General features: G+C 69.1%; 22 protein-coding genes and 3 tRNA genes. 14 read left to right on the forward strand and 11 right to left on the reverse strand.

Going from position 1 to position 19,782, the window contains the following annotated elements; all coding sequences use genetic code 11:
* Positions 1–50: 50 nt before the first annotated feature.
* The 3 genes from nagB to EL340_RS01475 all read left to right on the forward strand — a co-directional run bounded on the left by nagB (position 51) and on the right by EL340_RS01475 (position 3,071).
* Positions 51–791, forward strand: a complete 741-nt coding sequence (gene nagB, locus EL340_RS01465) for a glucosamine-6-phosphate deaminase (RefSeq protein WP_126413115.1) — start codon at positions 51–53, stop codon at positions 789–791.
* A gap of 94 nt (positions 792–885) precedes the next feature.
* Complete coding sequence (locus tag EL340_RS01470; RefSeq protein WP_126413116.1) at positions 886–1,251, forward strand: DUF3039 domain-containing protein; 366 nt, start codon at positions 886–888, stop codon at positions 1,249–1,251.
* Entirely contained in the window at positions 1,248–3,071 is a 1,824-nt protein-coding gene (locus tag EL340_RS01475; protein ID WP_126413117.1) for a DEAD/DEAH box helicase, read from the forward strand. Before EL340_RS01470 ends, EL340_RS01475 begins: the two co-directional genes overlap by 4 nt.
* A 51-nt stretch (positions 3,072–3,122) precedes the next feature.
* Here EL340_RS01475 and EL340_RS01480 read toward each other — a convergent pair whose 3' ends face one another.
* Positions 3,123–4,529: a nicotinate phosphoribosyltransferase gene (locus tag EL340_RS01480; RefSeq protein WP_126413118.1), complete on the reverse strand. Its 1,407-nt coding sequence runs from the start codon at positions 4,527–4,529 to the stop codon at positions 3,123–3,125.
* A gap of 38 nt (positions 4,530–4,567) precedes the next feature.
* Here EL340_RS01480 and clpS point away from each other — a divergent pair, with 38 nt between their 5' ends.
* The 6 genes from clpS to EL340_RS01510 all read left to right on the forward strand — a co-directional run bounded on the left by clpS (position 4,568) and on the right by EL340_RS01510 (position 9,341).
* On the forward strand, positions 4,568–4,900 hold the full coding sequence (gene clpS, locus EL340_RS01485; protein WP_164719326.1) for an ATP-dependent Clp protease adapter ClpS: 333 nt from the start codon (positions 4,568–4,570) through the stop codon (positions 4,898–4,900).
* Positions 4,900–5,586: a DUF2017 family protein gene (locus EL340_RS01490; RefSeq protein ID WP_126413119.1), complete on the forward strand. Its 687-nt coding sequence runs from the start codon at positions 4,900–4,902 to the stop codon at positions 5,584–5,586. Before clpS ends, EL340_RS01490 begins: the two co-directional genes overlap by 1 nt.
* Positions 5,587–5,616: 30 nt before the next feature.
* Positions 5,617–6,468 (forward strand): glutamate racemase, encoded by an 852-nt coding sequence (gene murI / locus EL340_RS01495; protein ID WP_232023268.1) that lies wholly within the window; start codon positions 5,617–5,619, stop codon positions 6,466–6,468.
* Positions 6,469–6,477: 9 nt separating this feature from the next.
* Positions 6,478–7,275: an MBL fold metallo-hydrolase gene (locus EL340_RS01500; protein ID WP_126413121.1), complete on the forward strand. Its 798-nt coding sequence runs from the start codon at positions 6,478–6,480 to the stop codon at positions 7,273–7,275.
* Positions 7,272–7,817: a DUF3054 domain-containing protein gene (locus tag EL340_RS01505; RefSeq protein ID WP_232023170.1), complete on the forward strand. Its 546-nt coding sequence runs from the start codon at positions 7,272–7,274 to the stop codon at positions 7,815–7,817. Before EL340_RS01500 ends, EL340_RS01505 begins: the two co-directional genes overlap by 4 nt.
* 87 nt (positions 7,818–7,904) lie before the next feature.
* A complete protein-coding gene (locus tag EL340_RS01510) occupies positions 7,905–9,341 on the forward strand; it encodes a L,D-transpeptidase family protein (protein WP_126413122.1) in 1,437 nt (478 codons plus the stop codon).
* A gap of 28 nt (positions 9,342–9,369) precedes the next feature.
* On the opposite strand, the gene rdgB is transcribed toward EL340_RS01510, so the two are convergent.
* On the reverse strand, positions 9,370–10,077 hold the full coding sequence (gene rdgB, locus EL340_RS01515) for an RdgB/HAM1 family non-canonical purine NTP pyrophosphatase (protein WP_126413123.1): 708 nt from the start codon (positions 10,075–10,077) through the stop codon (positions 9,370–9,372).
* A gap of 3 nt (positions 10,078–10,080) precedes the next feature.
* Entirely contained in the window at positions 10,081–10,899 is an 819-nt protein-coding gene (gene rph, locus EL340_RS01520; protein ID WP_126413124.1) for a ribonuclease PH, read from the reverse strand.
* A gap of 189 nt (positions 10,900–11,088) precedes the next feature.
* Between rph and EL340_RS01525 the strand changes: the two genes are divergently transcribed.
* Entirely contained in the window at positions 11,089–11,382 is a 294-nt protein-coding gene (locus EL340_RS01525; RefSeq protein ID WP_126413125.1) for an antibiotic biosynthesis monooxygenase family protein, read from the forward strand.
* A gap of 1 nt (position 11,383) precedes the next feature.
* Here the strand turns inward: EL340_RS01525 and EL340_RS01530 are convergent, their stop codons facing one another.
* Entirely contained in the window at positions 11,384–12,736 is a 1,353-nt protein-coding gene (locus EL340_RS01530; protein WP_126413126.1) for an SMI1/KNR4 family protein, read from the reverse strand.
* Between the two features lie 128 nt (positions 12,737–12,864).
* Between EL340_RS01530 and EL340_RS01535 the strand changes: the two genes are divergently transcribed.
* Positions 12,865–13,473, forward strand: a complete 609-nt coding sequence (locus EL340_RS01535; protein WP_126413127.1) for an STM3941 family protein — start codon at positions 12,865–12,867, stop codon at positions 13,471–13,473.
* Positions 13,474–13,550: 77 nt separating this feature from the next.
* Here EL340_RS01535 and EL340_RS01540 read toward each other — a convergent pair.
* The 6 genes from EL340_RS01540 to EL340_RS01565 form a co-directional block, all read right to left on the reverse strand.
* Positions 13,551–13,632, reverse strand: a tRNA-Leu gene (locus tag EL340_RS01540).
* Positions 13,633–13,757: 125 nt separating this feature from the next.
* The gene (gene bcp / locus EL340_RS01545; RefSeq protein WP_126413128.1) at positions 13,758–14,234 is read right to left on the reverse strand and encodes a thioredoxin-dependent thiol peroxidase; all 477 of its coding nucleotides are present in this window, start codon (positions 14,232–14,234) and stop codon (positions 13,758–13,760) included.
* A gap of 145 nt (positions 14,235–14,379) precedes the next feature.
* On the reverse strand, positions 14,380–14,595 hold the full coding sequence (locus tag EL340_RS01550; RefSeq protein ID WP_197722331.1) for a hypothetical protein: 216 nt from the start codon (positions 14,593–14,595) through the stop codon (positions 14,380–14,382).
* Between the two features lie 295 nt (positions 14,596–14,890).
* Positions 14,891–14,966 (reverse strand) — tRNA-Lys (locus tag EL340_RS01555).
* Positions 14,967–15,014: 48 nt separating this feature from the next.
* Positions 15,015–15,087 (reverse strand) — tRNA-Lys (locus EL340_RS01560).
* A 201-nt stretch (positions 15,088–15,288) separates the two neighbouring features.
* Positions 15,289–15,639 carry a hypothetical protein gene (locus EL340_RS01565; RefSeq protein ID WP_232023171.1) on the reverse strand — a complete coding sequence of 117 codons (351 nt, stop codon included), beginning with the start codon at positions 15,637–15,639 and terminating at the stop codon, positions 15,289–15,291.
* Between the two features lie 212 nt (positions 15,640–15,851).
* Here EL340_RS01565 and EL340_RS01570 point away from each other — a divergent pair, with 212 nt between their 5' ends.
* Both EL340_RS01570 and EL340_RS01575 read left to right on the forward strand, forming a co-directional pair.
* Positions 15,852–16,772, forward strand: a complete 921-nt coding sequence (locus EL340_RS01570; protein ID WP_126413129.1) for an ATP-grasp domain-containing protein — start codon at positions 15,852–15,854, stop codon at positions 16,770–16,772.
* A 50-nt stretch (positions 16,773–16,822) separates the two neighbouring features.
* The gene (locus EL340_RS01575) at positions 16,823–17,197 is read left to right on the forward strand and encodes a YccF domain-containing protein (protein ID WP_126413130.1); all 375 of its coding nucleotides are present in this window, start codon (positions 16,823–16,825) and stop codon (positions 17,195–17,197) included.
* A 49-nt stretch (positions 17,198–17,246) separates the two neighbouring features.
* On the opposite strand, the gene EL340_RS01580 is transcribed toward EL340_RS01575, so the two are convergent.
* Positions 17,247–18,587, reverse strand: a complete 1,341-nt coding sequence (locus EL340_RS01580) for an amino acid permease (protein ID WP_126415254.1) — start codon at positions 18,585–18,587, stop codon at positions 17,247–17,249.
* Positions 18,588–18,769: 182 nt separating this feature from the next.
* On the opposite strand from EL340_RS01580, the gene mmuM reads away from it, so the two are divergent.
* Entirely contained in the window at positions 18,770–19,759 is a 990-nt protein-coding gene (mmuM, locus tag EL340_RS01585; RefSeq protein ID WP_126413131.1) for a homocysteine S-methyltransferase, read from the forward strand.
* Positions 19,760–19,782 lie beyond the last annotated feature (23 nt).

The following is a 19,782-nucleotide window of genomic DNA, read 5'->3' on the forward strand; positions in this document are numbered from 1 at the left end:
AGGTCAGTAGACTCAGTACACCCAGTTGTTATGTCAGAGAGGACATCATCGTGCAGCTTGTCATTCTGGACTCCGCGCAGGCGCTCGCGCAGCGGGCGGCCGACGAGATCGAGACGCTGCTCAGGGACAAACCGGCAGCCGTGCTGGGGACCGCCACCGGCTCCTCGCCCCTGCCCCTGTATGACGAGCTCGCTGCTCGCTGCGCCGCGGGTCGTCTCAGCTTCGCCGAGGTCACCGGCTTCATGCTCGACGAGTACGTCGGCCTGCCCGCAGGGCACCCGGAGCGCTACGCCACCTTCATGGAGACCAATCTGCGCTCTCGCGTTGACATGCGCCCCGGTGCCCTTCACGGCCCGGACGCGCTGAGCCAGGACCTCGAGGCCGCGTGCCGGGACTATGAGGCCCAGATGGCGGCGGCCGGCTACTGCGACCTGCAGATCCTCGGTATCGGCTCCGATGGGCACATCGGCTTCAACGAGCCCGGTGGCGCCCTCGACTCGCGCACACACGTCGATCAGCTCCACGAGCAGACCCGCCGCGACAACGCCCGCTTCTTCGGCGGTGACGTCGACGCCGTGCCCACCAAGTGCATCACCCAGGGGCTGGCCACGATCATGGAGGCCCGCAAGCTCGTCCTCATCGCCACCGGGGAGGGCAAGGCCGAGGCCATCGCCCATCTCGTGGAGGGCGAGGTGAGTCCCGAGTGGCCCGCAACCGTCATGCAGCGCCACGACGACGCCCTGGTGCTGGTCGACCCGGCGGCTGCCAGCCGGCTCACCTCGAAGCCCTGACGACGGCGTCGAGCACCTCAGGGAGAGTCTCCCCACAGGGACAGGGCGGGGTGGGCGACTGTCAGGGCGCACCGTCCGACTTAGACTGGGCGGTATGACAGACGTCCTCGCCAGTGCTGACCCGGGATCGCCCGGAGCTCCGACCGACCCGGCCGCCGAGCCCACTCAGGGCGTCGGTACGGCCGTCCTGGAGCGCGAGGAGCTCCAGTCGACCGACGACGGCGACGCGGACCGTTTCGCTCACTACGTCCGCAAGGACAAGATCGCCGCGGCCGCCGTCACCGGGCGTCCCGTCGTCGCCCTGTGCGGCAAGGTGTGGACGCCCGGCCGGGACCCGTCGAAGTACCCGGTGTGCCCCACCTGCAAGTCCATCTACGAGGAGATGCGTGGCGGGGACGAGTCCGGCGGCGGCAAGGGCCCTCGCTTCCCGCGCTTCCCCTTCGGGCGAGGCGGTCGGTGAACGTCGCCCGCGGCGGCCAGGCGACCCATCCCACCCCGACGCGCGCCTCGACGTCGGCGGCCCAGAACCTCTCCCCGGCCTACCCGCGCCGCGCAGCCTGGGGGACGGCAGGATCACTGCGTGCCTGGCAGGCCGCAGCCCTGGGGCAGTACCTGGAGACGATGCCTCAGGACTTCCTGGCGGTGGCCACGCCCGGGGCCGGTAAGACGACCTTCGCGCTGCGGGTGGCCACCGAGCTGCTCAGCTCCGGTGACGTCCACAAGGTGACGATCGTCTGCCCCACCGAGCACCTCAAGTACCAGTGGGCCGAGGCCGCCGCCCGCGTCGGTATCCACATCGACCCCTCCTACTCCAACTCCCAAGGAGCGCTGGGATCGCGATTCGACGGTGTCGCCCTGACCTACGCGCAGGTGGCCGCCAACGCCAACCTGCACCGCGCCCGCACGGACCAGGCCCGCACCCTCGTCATCCTCGACGAGATCCACCACGGTGGAGACGCTCTGAGCTGGGGCGACGCGATACGCGAGGCCTTCACGCCGGCACGCCGCCGGCTGGCCCTGACCGGAACCCCCTTCCGCTCCGACACCTCCCCGATCCCGTTCGTGCGCTACCAGGAGGACGCCTCCGGCTCAAAGCGCTCCCAGGCGGACTACTCCTACGGCTACTCCGACGCGCTGCGCGACGGCGTCGTGCGCCCGGTGATGTTCATGTCCTACTCAGGACAGATGCGCTGGCGCACCAAGGCGGGCGATGAGGTCGCGGCCCGCCTGGGCGAGCCCCTCACCAAGGACCTGGAGTCCCAGGCATGGCGCACCGCGCTCGACCCGACGGGGGAGTGGATCCCCGCGGTCCTGGCCGCCGCCGACCAGCGCCTGAGCGAGGTACGCCGTCAGGTGCCCGACGCCGGAGGCCTCGTCATCGCCTCCGACCAGGCCAAGGCCCGCGCCTACGCCAAGCAGCTGCGCGCCATCACCGGCCAGGCCCCCACCGTGGTCCTCTCCGACGACAACGGCGCCTCCAGCCGCATCGAGGCCTTCTCCGCGTCCACCGACCGCTGGCTGGTGGCTGTGCGCATGGTCTCCGAGGGCGTCGACGTCCCCCGGCTCGCCGTGGGCGTCTATGCCACCTCGACCTCCACCCCGCTCTTCTTCGCCCAGGCCGTGGGGCGCTTCGTGCGCTCACGGGCCCGCGGCGAGATAGCCTCCGTCTTCCTGCCCTCGGTGACTCCTCTGCTGGCCCTGGCCGGGGAGATGGAGGTGGCCCGCGACCACGTCCTGAGCCGCCCCGACTCGGCGGCGCAGGAGGACGCCCTGTTCAGCCCCGAGGACCGGCTGCTCGCCGAGGCCAACAGGACTGAGAACGCCTCGGACGCACTGTTGCCCGGCTTCGAGGCCATGGACAGCCAGGCCGAGTTCGACCGGGTCCTCTTCGACGGCGGCGAGTTCGGAACCGGCGCCATGGTCGGCAGCATCGAGGAGCAGGAGTACCTGGGACTGCCGGGGCTGCTGGAGCCCGAGCAGGTGACCGCCCTGCTGCGCCAGCGTCAGGACAAGCAGATCGCCTCCCAGAAGAAGCAGGCGGCGGCCGAGGCCCGCAGGCGGAAGAACTCGGGCGTCGACGACGCCCGGCGCCGGGCCGCCGCCCGTAAGGAGCTCTCCCAGCTGGTGGCTGCCTGGGCCCGCCGCTCCAGCCAGCCGCACGGTGTCGTGCACAATGAGCTTCGACGCGTGTGCGGAGGCCCTGAGGTGGCGGCGGCCTCCACCGAGGAGATCGAGAAGCGCATCCAGACCCTGCGGCGCTGGTTCGTCGGTAAGCGCTGAACGGCTCGGAGGATCCGGATACGACGGATCCGATACGACGTCCCTGGTGGCTCAGCGCCGGGTGGCGCCGCGTCCGTCGAGGTCGACGTGGCGGGTGGGCAGGGCCGACTCGCCATCGCTCAGACGCCAGGCGTCGTAGGGCAGCTCGGCGCGGGACGCCCGGTGCCTCTCCGCCGCCGTGCTCAGCGCCTCCTGGCCGCGGTGCTCCTCAATGATCGTGCCCTCATCGACCAGGAGCACCTGGAGCGGCCGGGCACCGGCCTCCTCCAAGGCCCCCAGTCCCTGCTCGCGAGAGCTGCAGGAGACCACCAGCTCCTCGGCCGCCGTGCCCTCGGCAGTGAGGGTGCGACCGGCCCACTTGCGCCCCCCCACGGTGGACTTGCCGCCCGAGGAGAACTTGGCGACCTCCTCCATGGCGCCGTCGGCCCCCTCGCGCTCCACCAGCTTGTAGACGAGCGCAGCGGTTGGGCGACCCGACCCGGTGACGAGCTTGGTGCCCACCCCGTAGGAGTCCACGGGGGCCGCCCCCAGCGCGGCGATGGCGTGCTCGTCGAGGTCGTTGGTGACGGTGATCTTCGTCGTCGTCGCTCCCAGGGCGTCGAGCTGGGCGCGCACCTTGAAGGCCTCGGCCACCAGGTCGCCGGAGTCCAGACGTACTGCTCCGAGCTCCCCGCCCGCGGCCCGCGCCGCCTTGACCGCGCGCTCCACGCCGGTGGCGATGTCGTAGGTGTCCACCAGGATGGTGGTGCTCGGACCCAGGCTGGCCACCTGAGCGGCGAAGGCCTCCTCCTCGGTGTCGTGCAGAAGGGTGAAGGAGTGCGCCGAGGTTCCTACCGTGGGAATCCCGTAGAGGAGCCCCGCCTCCAGGTTGCTTGTCCCCACGAAACCACCGACCACCGACGCCCGGGCAGCGGCCACGGCCGCCAGCTCGTGGGCGCGGCGAGCGCCGAAGTCCACGCAAGGACGCCCGTGGGCGGCGATCGTCATGCGGGAGGCAGCTGCGGCGACGGCGCAGTCGTAGTTGTAGATCGACAGGGCCAGGGTCTCCAGGATGCAGGCCTCGGCGAAGGTCCCCTCGACGGTCAGCAGCGGGGAGCCTGCGAAGTAGCACTCGCCCTCGGCGTAGCCCCGGATCGTGCCGGTGAAGCGGTAGCCGCGCAGGAAGTCCAGGGTCTCATCATTGACGACCCCGGTGCGGTGCAGGAAGTCGATCTGGGCGGGGGTGAAGGTGAAGGCCTCGATGGCGTCCAGCAGCCGGCCGGTGCCCGCGACGACGCCGAAGCGGCGCGAGCCGGGAAGCCTGCGGCCGAAGAGCTCGAAGACGCTGCGTCTCGTGGCGGTCCCCGATGCCAGCGCTCCCTGGAGCATGGTGAGCTCATACATGTCGGTCAGCAGTGAGGTCGAGGCCGCGGACACGTCGATCGAGGCAGCGGCGGCAGCGGGCACGTAGTCGTTCACGGGAACAACCTATCGCGCCTCGCCGCTACCCTGGAGGCATGAGCGCCTCGTTGCCCGTCGCGGAACCGGAGATCCTGGAGGAGACGCGTGTCCGTGCCCAGCGTCTGTGGTGCACCGTGGTTCATGACGACCCGGTCAACACGATGAGCTATGTGACCTGGGTCTTCCACTCCTACTTCGGCTTCTCCCTGCCCGTGGCCGAGGCGCGCATGATGCAGGTGCACACCACCGGCCGCGCTGTGGTCTCCCGGGGAGCCCGCGAGCGCATGGAGGTCGATGTGACCGCGATGCACGGCTACGGTCTGCGGGCCACGATCGAGCCCCTGGGCGATGATGACGGGTCTGCGAGCGATTCCGCAGGAGGAGAGTAGTGCGAGCCTTCCGACGAGTCTCTCAGGGGCTGGCCTGCGGCCTCGACGACTGGGAGCGTGAGCTTCTCGCCCGGCTGGCCCTTGAGGTCAGGACTCTTCTCCAGGCGGATGATCCCGCCGATGCGGGGGCGGACGAGCCCGCCGCGTCGTCATCGCCCCGTACCGATCCGGGGCGCCCAGGGGAGAGCGAGCGGGATCGCGAGGTCCTGGCGGCTCTGGACCTCGATCTCGATCCGCCGGCCAATCGCGTTCACGTCGGCCGGTCGACGACGGATCCGGTCGTCGGCATCCTGCTTCCGCAGGCCTCCGAGGACCCGGTGACCGCGATGGAGGTGAGCAGCCTGACCCGTGGGCGCCTGCGAGACGGCAAGGTCGACCGCCTGGCGCGGCTGGCCGCCGAGCTGCGTGCCCCGTCGGGGCCTGAGGGAACGATCCTGGTGGCGCTCGGTCAGGAGTCGGACTGGCTGGGTGCGATCAACGACATCCGCCTCGTGCTGGCTCAGCGCCTGGGCATCGACTCGTCTCAGGACGCCGGGCGCGTCCACGACGTCGCCTTCCAGGAGGCCCCTGAGAGCGAGACGCCTCACGAGCAGTGGTACCGGGGCACTGCGCTCGTCTACGACATGGTCACCTGGTGGCAGGAATCACTGGTATCCGCGCTGTTCGGGGGCACAGGGCCCGCATAGTCTCGCTGTGTGAATGATGCTCCGATCGGGATGTTCGACTCTGGGGTCGGTGGCCTCACCGTCGCCCGTTCTGTCCTCGACCAGCTGCCCCATGAGCAGGTGCTCTACATCGGGGACACCGCCAACGGTCCCTATGGTCCCAGGGACATCGCCGAGGTCCGCTCCCTGGCCCTGAGCATCATGGACGAGCTCGTGGACCGCGGGGTCAAGCTGCTCGTCATCGCCTGCAACACCGCTTCCGCGGCCGTCCTGCACGATGCGCGTGAGCGCTACACGCTGGGGAGAGGCGTCCCGGTCATCGAGGTGATTCACCCGGCGGCGCGCACGGCGGCCCGGGTGACCCGCAACGGCAGGGTGGGTCTGATCGCCACCCGAGGGACGGTTGACTCGCGCGCCTACGACGACGCGCTCCAGGCCGTGCCCGGGGTCGAGCTCTTCTCACAGGCCTGCCCGCGCTTCGTCGAGCTCGCCGAGCGAGGCGTGACCACCGGTCCGGAGGTGCTCGACGTCGCCGAGGAGTACCTCGCTCCCATCAAGGCCGCCGGCGTGGACACCCTTATCCTGGGATGCACCCACTACCCCCTGCTGGTCGGGCCGATCTCCTACATGATGGGGGAGGACGTGACCCTGGTGACCTCCTCGGACGAGACCGCCAAGGACGTCTACCGGGCGCTGGCCCGCAAGGACCTCCTGCGCGGCCCCGACGGTCCCGAGCCGCGTCACGAGTTCCGCTCCACCGGTGACCCGGAGGCCTTCTCGGTGCTGGCTCGGCGCTTCCTCGGGCCCGAGGTCGCCGTCGTCGAGCGTGTCGCCTTCGCCTCTGATGCCGCGGGCGCCCACCGCGAGCCGCCCGACCTTTCCCCGCTTCCCACCGCCCTCTGAAGGATCTGCATGAGACTCACGATTATCGGCTGCTCGGGATCCATGTCGGGTCCCCAGTCCTCGGCCTCCTCCTACCTGGTTCAGGCCGACGGAGTCGATGCCGACGGCGCGCTGCGCACCTACTCGATCGTGCTGGACCTCGGGCCGGGGTCAATGGGCCAGCTGCTGCGACACCTTGATCCCGCCGAGCTCGACGCCATCGCGATCTCGCACTGCCACGCCGACCACATGGTCGACCTGGTGGGGATGCACGTCTACCGGCGCTGGCTTCCCACCGGCGCGCTCGGACCGGTTGCCTGCCTGGGGCCCTCGGAGCTGCTGGAGCGTCTTCAGGGGGTCGACGGCGTGCCTCCCAGCGAGCGCTACGCCACGGAGTTCGGATTCGTCACCGCGGTGCCCGGCAGGTCCTACAGCGTCGGCCCCATGGTGATCTCGCCCTTCGAGGCCCTCCACCCGGTGGAGGCCTACGGGTACCGGATCGAGGGGCCGAGCGAGCAGGACCCGTCCAAGCGAGTCAGCCTGGCCTTCACCGGGGACACGGACTCCTGCCAGGGCATGAGCGACATGGCTCAAGGTGTGGACCTCCTCCTGGCCGAGGCGGCCTTCGTCGAGGGCCGTGACACGGTGGGCGGGATGCACATGACCGGTCGTCGCGCCGGGGAGCTGGCCGCCCAGGCCGGTGCGGGCCACCTGGTCCTCACCCACATCCAGCCCTGGACCGATCCGGCCGTCCCCCTCAAGGAGGCCGCATCCGTCTACTCGGGCCCGTTGGAGGCGGCGACGGCGGACGCCGTCTGGGAGCTGTGAGCACCGACGGACACGATCGCCCCTCACGGCCGCGGACGATCTCCTTCACCCCGGCTCTTCCCGACGGGGCGGACTGCCCCTGGACCCGGGACCGCAGGACGCGCTGGTGGCTGGTGGTGCCCGCGGACCTGGCGGCCGTGGCGCTCGTGGCCCTGTTCGGTGCCGCCTCGACGCGCGCGATGGGGCAGGTCGTCACCGCGCTGTGGCAGGCGGCCATCGCAGTGGTCGTCGCCTGGGGGGCTACCTGGCTCCTTCGACGTCGCCGCCCTGATCACCTGGAGATGGCACTGCCCGAGGGGATTATCGTTGCGGGCCTGACCTGGGCGGTCTGGACCGCGCTGCACCATCTCACGCAGTCGGCGTTCGGTGACGTCCCGGCCGGCGCCTCCTGGGCGCTGATGACCGGTACCTTCCTTCTGGTGTTCCTGGGAGGGTGGCGCTGGCTCTACGGTTATGTGCGGGCCCACGACTCCCTGACCCCCAAGCCCGTGGCGCGCCGCCTCGCCCAGCAGGAGCAGCGGCAGGAGCAGGAAGGGCGATAGCCTCGCAAGGGGAGGCTCTCGGCTCTTCTCGGCTCCCGGGCACTCTCTTTTATCGGGTGGCAACCCGACCGTTCATACCTTGGCGCCATGCACCACTCTTCCAAGCAGCGTCGCTCACGTCGGTGGATCGGCATCCTGGCCGTCGTCGCCCTCCTCGCGGGAGGAGCGGGCGGATCCGTCGCCTATGCGCACAGGCACGAGGGGCGAGCTCCTCGCGGAACCATCCTCATGGGACAGGACGTGTCCGGAATGGATCGGCAGACCCTGACCGCGTTCGTGTCCCAGCGAGCCGCATCAGCCTCGCTGACCCTGACCGTCAAAGGAGCGTCCACCACCGTTCCGCTCTCCCAGATCGCCCGGGTCGACGTCCGTGCGACGGCGGAGGCCGCCGTGTCCGGAGCCGGCTCGCCGATGGCTCTCCTGCGCGGCATCGTCAGGAAACGGGAGGTGACGGCGAGGTACACGACCGACAAGGACGCCCGTGCGGCGCTGGTTGCGCAGCTGAGCAGCACGCTGCGCGATCACGTCGTCGAGCCGACAGTGACCTGGGATGAAGGAAGCGGTGCTTTTACCGCCCTCCCTGGGAGATCAGGCGAGGGCATCGAGCCCGGTGACCTCGACGCGGCCCTCGACACCGCCGCGAGCAGGTTCTCCGACCACGTGGCGTCGGTGTCGATCCGCCGGGCCGAGCCCACGGTGAGTACCGAGGAGGCACGGGGTGCGGCACGATCGGCCACCGCGCTGCTGGACGCCGAGCTCTCGGTGACGGTCGATGGCACGGTGCACACGGCCACCCGGGCCCAGAAGGCCTCGTGGATCGACTTCCCAGTCAAGGAGGGCCGTATCGTACCAGTGGTCTCTCAGGAGAAGGTCAGGGCCTGGGTCTCCTCGTTGACGACGGAGGCGGAGCGGAACCCGGTCAACGCCATCAACAACGTCGACTCCGCCGGGACGGTGCTCCAGCTCGCCCGTCCGGGCAAGCCCGGAAGGCATGCGGGCAATGTTGACGCCGTTGCGACGGCACTGGCCCAGGGGCTCGGCCAGATCAGGAGCACCAGCCAGGAGATCAGCTGGAACGAGGTCCCCCACTCCACCGAGAGCCGAGTGGTGCCCAGCGGGCCGGAGCGCTTCGCCTACCAGGCCAGGGCGGGGGAGAAGTGGATCGACGTCAACCTGACCGACTCAACGCTGACCGCCTACGAGGGGCAGAAAGTCGTTTACGGGCCGGTTCTCATCAACCACGGTGGCGTCGGGCACGAGACCGTGACCGGCACCCACAAGATCTATCTGCGCTACCAGGCCCAGGACATGGGGTGCACCCCCGAGTGGCCCTACTGCGAGCGCGGTGTTCCCTGGGTGAGCTACTGGCACAAGAGCTATGCCCTCCACGGCGCCCCGTGGGTCAAGGAGTTCGGTATCGGCACGGACGAGTCCTCGCACGGCTGCATCAACATCCCGGTGGCGGACGCTCAGGCGATCTGGCAGTGGTCCGAGATCGGCACCACGGTGGTCACGCACTACTGAGACGACCCGTGGCGACGGCACCGGGGGCTTAACGACTCAGGATCTTGGCCAGGACGGGTGCAAGGTCGCGGAAGGCCTGGCCCCGGTGGGAGATGACGTGCTTCTCCTCAGGGGCCATCTGGGCTGTGGTGCGGCCCCGGCCCTCGGGCTCGTCCTCCTGGAGAGGAACGAAGATCGGGTCGTATCCGAATCCCTCCTCACCTCGGGGGCGGCGGGCCAGGCGCCCCTCCATGGAGCGCTCGATGGTGGTGACCTGCTCCGGCGCCCCGTCGACGGCGGGCCGGACCGCAACGGCCGCGCAGGTGAACCTCGCGGTGCGGTGCGGATCAGAGACGTCGGCCAGCTGCCCCAGGAGCAGCTGGAGGTTGGCCTCGTCATCGCCGTGCCGACCGCTCCAGCGCGCCGAGAAGATCCCCGGAGCCCCGCCCAGCACATCGACGCACAGGCCCGAGTCATCGGCGACCGCGAGCAGGCCCGTGGCCCGGGCCAGGGCTCGGGCCTTGAGCAGGGCGTTGTCGGCGAAGGACAGGCCGTCCTCCACCGGCTCGGGTGCCTGGAGCTGGGCGGCCGAGATGATGGAGCCGGGATCCAGCCCCGGCACCAGCGGCTCCAGGATCTGCCGCAGCTCGGCCAGCTTGCCGGCGTTGTGGGTGGCCAGGACAAGACGGGCGCCGGCCGGCACCTCGACCCGATTCGTGACCGGGGGGACGTCGTCGGTGTGGGAGGAGGCGCTCATGGATCAGGCTCCCGTGAACGCCGAGGACCCGGAGGCGTCCGGGGCGGTAGATGAGACGGTGAAGGGCTCACCGCTGGGGCCGGCCAGGGCGCGGCGCTGGATCGCGGCGAGCCGGGCGTTGCCCGCGGCTGCCAGATCAAGGAGCGCCCCGAGCTCGGAGCGGTCGAAGGGGGCGTGCTCGGCGGTTCCCTGGACCTCGATGAACCGGCCGTCCCCGGTCTGGACGACGTTCATATCGGTCTCGGCGCGCACGTCCTCCTCATAGGGCAGATCGAGGCAGGGCTCGCCGTCGATGATCCCCACCGAGATGGCCGACAGGGAGTCGGACAGCACCGGCTTGCCGGGGCGGGCCTTGATGAGCCCCCGCTCGGTTCCCCAGGCGACAGCGTCGGCCAGGGCCACGTAGGCGCCGGTGATCGCCGCGGTGCGGGTACCGCCGTCGGCCTGCAGGACGTCGCAGTCCAGGGCGATCGTGTTCTCGCCCAGTGCGGCCACATCGATGATGCCGCGCAGGCTACGGCCGATGAGGCGGGAGATCTCGTGAGTGCGGCCACCGACCTTGCCGCGCACGGACTCTCGGCTGGAGCGCTCCGACCCGGCCCGGGGGAGCATGGCGTACTCGGCGGTCACCCAGCCCTCGCCACTGCCCTTGCGCCAGCGCGGGACGCCCTCGGTGAAGGAGGCGGCGCACAGCACGCGCGTGCGTCCGAAGGTCACCAGGACCGATCCCTCGGCGTGGTCGAGCCAGTGACGGGTCACGATCACGGGGCGAAGCTCGTCGACGGCGCGGCCGTCCTTGCGGGTGAACGGGGCAGTTGTCATGGGGTCAGGCTACCCGGCGTGCACCCGCCCCCGGGTCCGGCTCGGCTGCTCGAGACGCCGAGGCCGGGATATCGACGTCAACGGGCGAGGTCGTCGGGCAGGGCTGTAGTCCGAGGCGGTGGTCAGGCGGTAGCGTTCGTTGCGTGACCTAGTCGGCCTGGAGCCGACGGAGACACCGAGGAGAACGCCATGACCTATGTCAACATCACCGCGCTGACCTTCCCCGAGGGCGCCGAGGCCGAGATCGAGAAGCGTTTTGCCGCACGTAAGCGCGGTGTCGACGCCTCGCAGGGTTTTCAGGGCTTCGAGCTGCTGCGCCCGGTCGTCGGCGAGGACCGCTACTTCGTGGTGACCCGGTGGGACACGCGCGAGGACTACGAGCGCTGGCAGTCCGCGCGCCCCTCCGGCGGACACGAGGACGACAAGCGCCGCGGTATGAGCGTGGAGGTCCTCGGTTTCGAGGTCGTCCAGCACGAGGAGTGAGTCAGGACGCCGGGGACGGTGCGGTGATGAAGACCGACTCCGGCACGCCGCACCGGGCATAGACGATCTGGCAGGAGTGACAGGGGCCGAAGGCCTTGGTCGGGGTCTGGATCTTGACCCGCGTGACGGTCTCCGGGAGGCGCTCGACGCCGTACTCGGCGGCGCTCTGCTCCAGCATCTTGTAGGCGGCGTCGACCCGGTAGGACCACTGCGCAAACGATCCGCCGCCGCGGATGGCATGGTCGAGCCAGGCCTCGTACCAGGCGATGAAGCTCGGTGCGACACGGGTGAAACCGTCGTCGCAGGCTCGTGAGTCCAGCCAGACGCTGCCGTCGTAGGGGCTCATGCGCCACTCGGCGCCGCATCCGGCGTCGGCGAGGTGGATGCCTCCGTCGTCGGCGGGGTAGATGTCCAGCCCGTAGCCGGGGCCCGCGCCCGAGCCTGCGATGGTACTGAGGAACCAGCGCATGTCCTCGGGTAACGAGAGTCCCGAGGGCAGACTCGGTGGCCCCAGCCTCATACCGTGGTGGCGGGCACCGAGCCAGCCGGCTTCGCTGCCGGGATCGTCAGAGGCGGCACTGATCAGGTTGAGCGTGTGCTGCAGCCCGTCTCTCGTGAGGGGAGGGGCGGGCTCCAAGGGCGTCAGCACCGACCACTCCCGCAGCATGCGGTGACCGCCTGGCTCGGGCGGGATCGACTCAAGGACACTGAGCCCTGCCGACCAGTCGGCACCGGCGAGTTTGAGCTCGGTGGTCGAGAAGGACCCGATCGCCGCATAGCAGCCCAGTGCCACCGCCTCACTGGAACGAGTGGCGGGAATCAGAGGACTGGAGAGCACCCTGTCGGTCAGGGCACGGGGGCCGCCCAGCCGCTGCCGGTATGCCGTCACCTCCTCAATCGGCATGTTCATGCTTCGGTCAAGATGACCGGTGGTCACCCGGTAGCGTCTGCCTCCCACAGTGGCCTCGAACTGCTCGAAGTCGGGATCGTTGGAGTCGATCAGCTCCGGGCGGCCGATTCCGGCCAGAAGGACAGGGCCGAAGGCGCAGGCCCAGTTGCACCCCGCGGTGACGACAGACTCCAGCTGACTGGATCCGTAACCGCTGGCCGTCACCAGCGTCCTACGGTCCCCGAAGGCGCCTCCACTGATCTGGAGGAAGATGAACGCGCCATACGGTTGACGGTCCTGAACCTCGTCGATGAAGCACCCGATGGTGGGAAGGCCGTCGCCCAGGCGGACCGTTTGGACGTCGTCGATGGCCTCGATGGTGGCGCCTCGGAAGTGTCTGGCGATCGTCTGCGCCAGCACGACGTCGAAGGCGGGTGCCTCCGGATGGAAGGAGTTCTCTTTCATGGGCCTCTCCGATGCCGGGTGGACGATGGCTGCTGGTTATGTAGGCCGGTTGGTCTGCAGAGGCGCTCCGGCGGGGTTACAGTGAGAGCGCAGCCTATCGTACCGATCGGTAGATGAAGGAGAGTCGCATGGGAATCGATGCGGGGCGAGTCCGCCAGCACAGCGAGCAGCTGCGTGCCACCGGGATGCTTGTCATTCCGGAGTCCCCTTTACGTCTGTGGGGGACTCTTCTAGGCTGCATCGCCTTCACGGTGGTGGGCGTCGTGGTTCTACTGATCGCGAACCAGTCGAGCTCGCCGCTTCTCTACATGCTCGCCGGAATCGCCTGCGTCGGCTTCTTCGGCGTCATTGGCATCCCGGGCACAGTCAGGAAGATCCTTCGTCGCAGCCGGCTGGTGGTCACGCCCGAAGGCATACGCCTGGAGCGGCGTACCGGTCAGTCCTATGTCATCAACGAGGCCGCGCGCTGGACGGATATCGCCGAGTTCTTCGTGGAGGAGATCAGCCCCGGCGGCGCGCGAGCACAGCTGGTGGTTGGCTACACCCTGACACCTCTGGGGCAGCAGATGCGCAGCCACGACGCCACCACTGCCCAGCTGAGCCAGCAGGTCAACGAGCTGGCGGATCGGGGAACCGTCAGAGAGGGGCGCGTCTACCTCCCGGCCACCCTGGAAGGCGGGAAGGAGGACCTGCTGGCGCTGCTTCAGCAGGCTCACCAGGGTTACGGCCGTGCGTAAGCCGGTCGGCAGGAACGGGGCGTGACCGCGCTCATCAGCATCCGCGCGCCTGACGGTGCCGAGATGTACGAGAACGGTACGCGAGAAGGGACTCGAACCCTCACGCCCGAAGGCACCAGGACCTAAACCTGGGGCGTCTACCAATTCCGCCACTCGCGCTGTGCGGGGCCCACTCTACCGACTCCAGCCCGGATATCGGAAAGCGGTGGTTATTCTGTCCTGCTGTCGTCGAAACCGCCCGGGCGAGGGGAGTATGGGGACTGTACGGGTTCTGAGGCCCTTCGTCAGTCCATGCCGAGCGCGGCTCGCAGCCGCTTGACGTGCCCTGTGGCCCGGACGTTGTACTGGGCCAGCGTCACGATTCCGTCGGGCGCCACCACCACGGTTGAGCGGATGACCCCCGTGTAGACCTTGCCGTAGTTCTTCTTCTCGCCCCACACGCCCCAGGCCTCCATGACGGCGTGGTCGGCGTCCGACAGCAGGGGGAAGGGCAGGTCGTGGCGGCTGGAGAACCGGGCCTGCGCGGTCACGGGGTCCGGGGAGATACCGACGACGGCGTAGCCGGCCGCCTTGAGCCCTTCCAAGGAGTCCCTGAAGTCGCAGGCCTCCTTGGTGCATCCCGGAGTGCTGGCCTTGGGGTAGAAGTAGACGATGACGCCCTTGTCCGTGCTGGCACGAAGGTCGTCGAGGGTCACGGTGCGGCCGTCCTGGTCGGGCAGGGCGAACTCCGGGGCGCGGTCACCGGCGGCGAGCTGGGTCATAGGTCCTCCTCGGGCTCCTGGGCGGATGCGCTCATCCTCGCATCGCTCCCGGTACCTGCGGCAGTGGATTCGACGACTTACTTTCGTGATCTGGCGAACGTTGACCACATCAGCCGTGCAGACTTGGTCTGATGCCGTGCCCTGATCAGGCGGCCCGGGAAAGCGGCTGCCGTAACGCCTGCTGCGCCGCCTCCAGGCGCTCCAGCGCCCGCTCAAGGCGTGAAGGCGATGCGGCTGCTCCTAGCGAGGCGAGCTCGGCGCGCGCGGCGAAGAGCTCGCGGTCGGCCGCTTCACGGGATGCGGTGTCGCCGGCGACGGGCTCGGCGATCAGTGCGGCGGTGGTGCGGATGTCATGTGTCATTACTATTCCCTCAACTTCCTTCGACGTCGTCGGCCCGTGAGGGCCTGGCAGCAGCGGGCAGGATGGCGAGGGTCGCCTGCGCCCCGGCGTGCTGCGGGTAAAGAGTTCTGGTGCTGCGGTCGACTGACCCAGCCGCGAGCTGTGCTCGCTGTGCTCACGAGGGGGAGCGGACACCAATGAGGCGGCGGCGTTCCGAGTGCTTCCCAGTGATGCCTTCGGCGGATGCTGTCTGGGCGCCAACCTGCTCTCGCTGCAGTGCCTGCGGGGTCATTCCGGGCAAAGCGCGCGTCCCTCGTGGTACACCGCCAGGGACTTGAACCCTGAACCCGCTGATTAAGAGTCAGCTGCTCTGCCAATTGAGCTAGCGGTGCTCGGCCTTGGAGGCCGGTGTCTTCCGACCCGTTGGGCCGGAAGGTCCGTACACCGCCAGGGACTTGAACCCTGAACCCGCTGATTAAGAGTCAGCTGCTCTGCCAATTGAGCTAGCGGTGCCTTCGCCACAACGATGTCATTTGACGTGGTTCGTCGGGCGACGGAGGAATACTTTACGGATGGAGGAGGGGGTCGTCCAGCCGGAATCCGCGAAACCAGCTGTTTGTGTGGCAAGTCTCAAGGAGTTGAGGGTGGAGGCCAGGTGGGGCCGGACTGAGGATCCTCAACGGGACTACGGGGCTTTGTATCGCTCAGGGACGCTCAGGGCTCCGAGCGGTCCTCGTGGTCCTCGTGCCTCTCGATGCGGCCGGTGCGCGACCACTGGCGGTACTGCCTCAGGGTGGCCGCCTGCTCCTCATCGAGGCGGCGCCACAGGGGCAGATCAAGCTTCTTGCGGTCGCGCACACCAGTCCCGACGGCCCATCCCGTCACCATCACCAGGGCGACCGCCACGCCTCCCCACAGGCTGCTGCGACCTGAACGGGCACCGGTGAGCAGGGAGACCGTCCCCCCGAGCAGGGTCGCGGCAAGGACGGTTGCGATGACGATGGCGGTCATGGACGCCCGGTAGCGCTGGTCGGCGGTTCCGAGGGTCTTGCGATCGGGGGTCATCCCAGCATTGTGGCACCTGCTCGGGTGGCGCTGGGGCGCGTGGGTGAGTGGCGCTGCGGTGCCGCGTCAATGATGCGCGGACGGGGCTGACGGGGCGGCGGTCCTCCTGGTCCTCCCAACCAGGAGGTACTCCTTCGTACTGGTGCAGGGGCGGTTCAGAGTCACACGCCTGCGGCTCTCGCGGTGAGGCCTCGCGCGGTAGCGTGGGCCACATGAGCGACCCGATCGTGACGCTGGCTACCTGTGCCGACTTTCCAGAGCTTGACGACGACGACCGCGGCCTGCCCGATGCCCTGCGCGCGCGTGGTATCGAGCCGAGGATCGCCGTGTGGAACGACCCCGACGTCGACTGGGGCCGGGCGGGAACCGTCGTGCTGCGCAGCGTCCGCGACTACGCCACCAAGGGCAACTACTCCAGCTTCCTTCAGTGGGCCCGGTCGGTTCCTAGGCTGGCCAACCACCCCGACGTCGTCACCTGGAACTCGGACAAGCACTACCTCACCCGGTTGAGCGAGTGGGGGGTGTCCATGATTCCGACGACGTGGCTGGAGCCGGAGGCGGGCTACTCCAAGCACCAGGTTCATACGCGCTTCCCGGCTCATGGTGACTTCGTCGTCAAGCCGGCCGTCTCCTCGGGCGGGCGCGGTACGGGGCGCTACACCGCGACCGACGCCTCCTCCCGGTCGTCGGCGATCAATGACGCGATGCACCACCTGCGCCGTGGACGCACCGTCATGGTTCAGCGATACCTCGAGGAGGTCGACCGCAAGGGAGAGGTCTCGCTGGTCTACTTCAACGGCGTGCTCTCTCACGCCGTGGAGAAGGCCCCCATGCTCCACCCGTCCTTCAAGTCGACGGACCAGATCCACGAGGAGATCGTGACCGCACGGGAGCCCAGTGAGCAGGAGTGGCTCTGGGGCGAGCGCGTGCGCAAGGCCATCCACACGCTTATCAAGGAGGTCTCCGGGCGTGACATCCAGCTTCTGTTCAACCGTGTGGACGTCGTCGGCGACGGTCAGGGCGGCTTCTACCTCATGGAGGTCTCGCTGATCGACGCGGGCCTCTACCTGGGAGCGGCTCCGGAGGCGCTGGACAACTTCGCCGACGCCATCGCCCAGCGCATCTTCTGGTGACCGGCCAGGGCCGTGGGCACGTTGAGGTGCCCGTGTGATAGATAAGTGACATGCGCACGCTGCTCAACATCATCTGGGTCGTCTTCGGCGGCTTCTGGCTCTTCCTCGGCTACATCTTCTTCGGTCTGATCGCCTGTCTCCTCATCGTCACGATTCCCGCCGGTGTCGCCTCCTTCCGCATCGCCGCCTACGTGCTGTGGCCCTTCGGGCGTGAGGTGGTCCCTGCACCTGGGGCCGGAGCCATGAGCGGGATCAGCAACGTCATCTGGTTCCTCGTCGCCGGGCTGTGGCTGGCCATCGGGCACGTCACCACCGCTGCCGCACAGGCCATCACCATCGTCGGGATCCCGCTGGCGGTCGCCAACATCAAGCTCATCCCCGTCACCTGCTTCCCCTTCGGCAAGCAGATCGTCGAGACCCGCTAGGGCTTGCGGAAAGCAGGGGCCGTGCGCGGCACGGTCCTGCTCGTCAGTCCTAGAGGCTGATCCGGCGGTTGGCTCCCCAGTAGCCGGCGTAGCAGACCGCCAGGAAGACGGCGGTGATTCCCAGAGCGGGGCGCTGCTCGGGGTCGAAGACGATGAGCAGGCAGGAGGCGGCTGACAGTCCCAGTGCGGCGATCGAGACCCACGGGTACGCGGGGGCCCGGTAGGTCAGGTCCGCAGGACTGCGGCCCTCGGCGAGCCAGCGCCGTCGGAAGGACAGGTGGCAGGCGGCGATGACGACCCACACCAGCACGACTGCGAGCCCCGAGATGGACACGAGAACCAGGTAGACCGTGGAGGCGGCGTAGGCCGAGGTGAGTAGTGCCGCCAGCCCGCCGATCATGGACAGCCCCATCGCCAGCGCCGGCACCCCGAACCGGTTGGTGTGGGCCAGGACCTTGGGCAGGGTGCCCTCATTGGCCAGTGACCACAGCATGCGGGTCGAGGCGTAGAGCCCCGAGTTCGCCGCCGACAGGATGGCGGCCAGGATGACGACGTTCATGAGGGCCCCGGCATAGGGAACGCCGATCCTGGACAGGACCGTCACGAAGGGGCTCTCCTCGACCCCGGCCTTCTCCCAGGGGATCAGCGCCGCGATCACGACGATCGAGCCGATGAAGAAGATGGCCAGGCGGGCCAGTGTCGCGCGAATCGCCCGAGGGATGGTCTCACCTGGGTTCTCGACCTCTCCAGCCGTGATGCCGATGAGCTCGGTGCCGGAGAAGGCGAAGTTGACCGCCAGAATCGTGGTGAACACGGCGCCGAAGCCGTTGGGGAACAGTCCGTCCTGGTACAGGTTCGTCAGTCCCAGGGCTGAGCGGTGGCCCTCGTAGGGCAGCAGGCCGGTGATCGCGGCGAGCCCCAGGATGATGAACATGATGATCGCGACCACCTTGATCCCCGACAGCAGCGTCTCCGCCTCGGCGAACACCTTGACCGAGACCATGTTGAGAACCAGGACCAGGACGATGAAGGAGGCGGCCCACACCCACACGGGGACGCTCGGGAACCAGCCGTACATGATCATGGCGGCGCCGGTGAACTCACTGCCCAGGGCCACCGTCCAGGTGAGCCAGTACAGGATGGCCGTCACGAACCCGGTGGCGGGTCCCAGGTACTGGCGGGCGTAGACGTGGAAGGCGCCGGTGAAGGGCATCGCCACACTCAGTTCACCCAGGCACACCATGACCAGGTAGACGATGACGGCGCCGATCGTGTACGCCAGGACGGTTCCCAGAGGGCCGGCCTGGTTGATCGTGTTGCCGGTGGACAGGAACAACCCGGTGCCGATGACTCCGCCGAAGCTGATCATCATGAGGTGGCGCCGGTTCATGCGGCGTTCCAGTGCTGTCACATGCCCCTGGGTGTCAGGGGCGTCCTGCTCGGATTGAGAGGGAGGGGTGGATGGGGACGCTGATGCCTCGGCTGTCTCGGCGGGCCCATGGGAATCTGCAACGGGTGCCATAGGGCAGGACGCTACCGTCAGCGTTTGGAACCATTCGATACCGTGTCGCAATGCGAACGTCCTGGGTACCCACCGCGTCCTCCGCCCAGTCCCCCCGACGGGCCTCAGCCCGGCTGTCTGATCTTCTGGCCCGCGGCCCGGTCGTCCTGGACGGGGCGATGGGCACCGAGCTCGACGCCCGCGGGGTCGATACCCACCATGCGCTGTGGTCGGCGCTCGCGCTCACCGCGGCACCCGAGGCGGTGCTCGCAGTCCACGCCGACTACCTGGAGGCCGGGGCCCGCGTCATCACGACCAACACCTACCAGGCGACGCTCCCGGCGCTGATCCGGGCCGGGCACGACGCGGAGGGCGCCCGAGAGATCATCGCGGCCGGCGTCCGTCTCGCCGGTGAGGCGGCCCGTCGCTTTGAGGCGGACCATCCTGGGGCGCAGGTGCTCGTGGCCGGAGGGCTCGGTCCCTACGGCGCCTACCTGGCCGACGGAAGCGAGTACACCGGCGCCTACCGCCTCGAGAGCCTTGATACCCCCGGCTTCCGGGACGTCCATCTGCCCCGTATCGAGGTGCTGGTGGGGGAGGGGGTCGACCTGTTCGCCCTGGAGACCCTGCCGCGCCTGGACGAGGCACGAGCGCTCGTCGCCATGGTCGCGGATCTCGCCCCTGAGGCCGAGTGCTGGGTCTCCTTCCAGGTGCGGCCCGACGGCGCCCACCTGGCCGACGGCACCCCGCTCGCCGAGGCGATCGGCTGGGCCGAGGGGGAGGGGGCGGTCGTCGCCGTCGGCATCAACTGCGTGGCTCCCGACGTCGTCGGCCGGGCCCTGCCGGTGCTGCGCGCAGCCACCATGAAACCGCTGGTGGCCTACCCCAACGCTGGAGACATCTACGACCCGCGGGCCAAGACCTGGCGGGCCGGAGAAGGGGGAGTTGAGCTCGCGGCGCTGGCGCCCTCATGGATCGCCTCCGGGGTCCGGCTCGTCGGCGGCTGCTGCCGTACCCGCCCGGCCCAGATCCGTGAGCTCGCCGCGGCGGTCGGCGCGTAGGACGGCCACCCCTCCGGCGTCGA

The organism is Actinomyces viscosus (genome assembly GCF_900637975.1).
GTDB classification, from domain to species: Bacteria; Actinomycetota; Actinomycetes; order Actinomycetales; family Actinomycetaceae; genus Actinomyces; species Actinomyces viscosus.